At 69.5% G+C, this 3,267-nt stretch carries 5 protein-coding genes; 1 reads left to right on the top strand and 4 read right to left on the bottom strand.

What is annotated here, in order from left to right:
* The coding region (locus VGW35_19120; GenBank protein ID HEV8309779.1) for an ABC transporter permease at positions 1-140 on the top strand (140 nt) is incomplete at its 5' end.
* 181 nt (positions 141-321) lie between these two features.
* Here the strand turns inward: VGW35_19120 and VGW35_19115 are convergent.
* The 4 genes from VGW35_19115 to VGW35_19100 form a co-directional block, all read right to left on the bottom strand.
* Positions 322-1,935, bottom strand: coding sequence for an AMP-binding protein (locus VGW35_19115; protein HEV8309778.1), 1,614 nt, complete (start codon positions 1,933-1,935; stop codon positions 322-324).
* Between the two features lie 7 nt (positions 1,936-1,942).
* Positions 1,943-2,092, bottom strand: a complete 150-nt coding sequence (locus VGW35_19110; protein ID HEV8309777.1) for a hypothetical protein — start codon at positions 2,090-2,092, stop codon at positions 1,943-1,945.
* Positions 2,093-2,362: 270 nt separating this feature from the next.
* Positions 2,363-2,593 carry a type II toxin-antitoxin system HicA family toxin gene (locus tag VGW35_19105; GenBank protein HEV8309776.1) on the bottom strand — a complete coding sequence of 77 codons (231 nt, stop codon included), beginning with the start codon at positions 2,591-2,593 and terminating at the stop codon, positions 2,363-2,365.
* 2 nt (positions 2,594-2,595) lie between these two features.
* Entirely contained in the window at positions 2,596-2,793 is a 198-nt protein-coding gene (locus tag VGW35_19100) for a type II toxin-antitoxin system HicB family antitoxin (protein HEV8309775.1), read from the bottom strand.
* Between the last annotated feature and the right edge of the window lie 474 nt (positions 2,794-3,267).

The following is a 3,267-nucleotide window of genomic DNA, read 5'->3' as shown; positions in this document are numbered from 1 at the left end:
TGCTCAAGGACGCGCAGAACTTCCTCCCGCTCGCGCCCGGATACGCGCTCTTCCCGGGCATGGCCATCGCCCTGGCCGTCCTGGGGTTCAATCTGCTGGGGGACGGCTTGCGCGACCTCCTGGACCCCCGCACGTCGTGAGGCGGCCCGGGCCGATGCGCGTCGCCCCGCGGCGTCCTCGGTCGTCGGCGGGCCTCAACGTATGCGGCATACGCCTCGGCCCGCCTCCTCCCTGCGTCCTACCGGGGCTCGGGCCTCGCCCCGGAGGTGCCGAACGCCGTCGGAGGTGCTCACGTGGTGACCTCGACGCGCATGGTGCGGGCTAGCTGGCGGTCGAGCCGGTCGCGTGCAGCACCCGGTCGGCCAGGGCGCCCGCTGCGACCTGGGCGGCGAGCGCGGCGTGCTGGATCTTGCCGCTCGAGGTCTTGGGGATCGTGTGGGCCTGCACCAGGAGGACGCGGGCGGGCCGGATCCCACGCTGGCGGTGGAGCTCGGCGGCGATCCTCCCGGCCAGGTGAGACAGCTCCTCGGACGACCCGCCGTCGTGCCGGACCTCGGCGACGATGTGGAGGCGCTGGGTCCCCGTCCGGACGCTCTCCAGGCCGATCGCGGCCGAGTAGCGGATTCCCGGGAGCCGGTCCACGATCTCCTCCAGGTCGGCCGGGAGGACGTTCTGGCCGCCCAGGATGATGACGTCCGTCATCCGCCCCGTGATGAAGAGGTAGCCCTCGGCGTCGAGGAAGCCGAGGTCGCCGGTGTGAAGCCATCCGTCCCGGAGGACTCGGGCCGTCGCTTCCGGATCACGGTAGTAGCCCTGCATGACGCCTGGGCTCTGGACCAGGATTTCGCCCACCACGCCAGCCGCGGCCCGACCCCCGCCGTCCGGCCCCGCGATCACCACCCGCACCCCCGGGCAGGGCCGGCCGACCGAGACGAAGCGCTCCGAGGGGTCGAGGCGGATCGGCTCGCCCGGCGGCCAGATGGCGACGGCCAGCGTGGCCTCGGCGAGGCCGTAGGCGGGACAGAAGACGTTCTTGACGGCGAAGCGCTCCTCGAACGACCGGATCGTCGAGAGGCGGACCGGCTCGGCGCCGGTGAGCGCCATCCGGAGGCTCGAGAGGTCGAGCCCGCCCGTGTCGTGGACGTTTCGCACACAGTTCCGGTACCCGAAGTCGGGAGACACGGTGAATACGCCGTGATGCTCGGTGATCGCCTCCAGCCAGGCCCGCGGGCTGCGCAGGTCGGGCGGGAGCAGAATCAGCGGCGTGCCCGTGTAGAGGGGGACGAAGCCGCAGCCGATGAGGCCCATGTCGTGATAGAGCGGGAGCCAGCTCACCACGGTGTCGGCTACCGTCATCGTGATCGCGTCGATCATGAGCCGCACGGTCGCCAGCACGTTGGCGTGGCTCAGCACGACACCACGCGGCGCGGCGGTGCTCCCGGAGGTGTACTGGAGGAAGCAGATCTCGTCCTCGTGAGCCGCCGGGAGCCGATCGGGTGGGCGTCCGCTCTCGAGGCGGTCGGGGGTCAGGTAGTGGCGCACGGTAGGGGCCTCGGCCCGGGCCGCCTCGACGTTGTCGCGGAACCAGTCCACGGTGATCACCGCGCGGGGCTCGGCGCTGCGGAGGACGCGGGCCGTCAGCTCGGGCGAGAGCGTCGGGTAGAGCGGCACGGGGACCGCGCCCACGGCGAGGACCCCGAAGAAGGCGAAGAAGAACTCCTGGCATGTCGGGAGGACCAGCGCGACCGGGTCCCCGCGGCCGAGCCCCAGCGCGGCCAGGGCCCCGGCGTACCGGAGGCTCATCGCGTGGAGCCGGCCGGTCGTCAGCGTGTCGCCGAAGAGCGTGAGGTAGATGCCGTCGGGATCGGCCGCCGCCCGCCGGACCAACAGGTCCCAGAGCGTTCGGGCCTCGGCGGGGTTCCAGGGCACTGCCATACCGGCCTCAGTGGTCGCGCCCCGGCTTGGCCCGCGGCAGGAGGACGAAGCAGATCGAGCCCCGCGCGACCGGCGTGCCCGCCGCCAGCGCCAGGGTCCCCTCGACATGGATCACCGCCCGCCCGCGGCGGAGCATGTGGCCTTCAGCGATCAGCACCGCGCCGGGGCTCATCGCTTTGAGCCGAGGGGCGTCCGGAACTCGTCCCGTGCCTCGAACTGGGAGGGCGCGTACCCGGGGCGCAGCTCGAGAATCCCCGGTGGCCGAGCGTGCGCGACGACGGCGCCGGCTCGCGCCGCCCGCCCAGAGCCTCCTGCATGAACGACGACAGCTCGGAGGTCATGCCAGTTCGGGGCGATTGTAGCACGCGGTGGGGACGCCTTGGATGCTTCGCCAGGCTCACTCACTCAGGCTCCGGCGGCCTTTGCGTCAGCAGGTAACCGCTATTACAGCAACTCGCGAAAACTGATCTTCAGTAAGTCCTGCATCCCGGACAATACCGCCCATGGTGAATGCGTTCACGGGGTTGTGTCTTGGTATGGTTATGATCCGGACGCCATCAGTCATCACGATGTGCTTACCCTGCCGGACGATTCGGAAGCCGGCCTTCTGCAAAGCTCGGACGGCATCCTGATGGTTGATGCCAGGGAGCTTCGCCACGCCTACGTGGCGACCTCAACTTCACGGACCACCGCACCCTCCAGAAGCTCGTCGCGGGCGGCGAGATACTCTTGGATCGCGTCCTGGATGTTCTCGAGCGCTTCCTTCTCAGTAGACCCCTGCGACCAACAACCTGGCAGACCTGGGACGGAAACGCTGTACCCCTCGTCCGTCTTCAGCAGGGCGATCTTGTACTTCATCCGCAACCTCCGCCTCCTACCTTAGCGCACGCTACCGCCGTTCGCCTAAAGGCTCGCGCTCAGCGGCTCAGCGGCCGGGCTGCGAGCATCGCGAGCACCCGGTCCTCTAGTGCCGACGAGGTTCGTCGCGGCAGCACGCGGCCATCTCCACAGCGGCCCGCGACGATCATACCAAATGGCAAAACCCCGGCCTCGGTTCCCATGGCCGGACACGAAACCGGAGCTTGCGATTGACACGCTGTCTGACACCGGCGCGGCTTCCAGCCAAGGAGGCCCCTCTACATGCGCAATACGAGGCGACTGATGCGACAAGTCCGCGAGACCGGCGCGGCGTTCATTCTCAAGGGCCTGACCACGGAGTACAAAACTAGTCCAGCCAGTCGGCCACGAACACGTTGTACTCCCGAGAGGCGGAAGCGCCGCGGTTCGAGCAGAAGACGAGCCGGGCCCCGTCGCGCGAAAACATGGGAAAGG

This window comes from Candidatus Methylomirabilota bacterium, assembly GCA_036005065.1.
In the GTDB taxonomy this organism is placed as follows: Bacteria; Methylomirabilota; Methylomirabilia; order Rokubacteriales; family DASRDR01; genus DASYQW01.
This window is presented reverse-complemented; position numbering and strand designations above follow the sequence as displayed.

Excerpts from the sequence above, each read along its gene's own strand:
- VGW35_19100 (HEV8309775.1), bottom strand. The coding sequence starts at position 2,793 with ATGAAGTACAAGATCGCCCTGCTGAAGACGGACGAGGGGTACAGCGTT.
- VGW35_19115 (HEV8309778.1), bottom strand. The coding sequence starts at position 1,935 with ATGGCAGTGCCCTGGAACCCCGCCGAGGCCCGAACGCTCTGGGACCTG.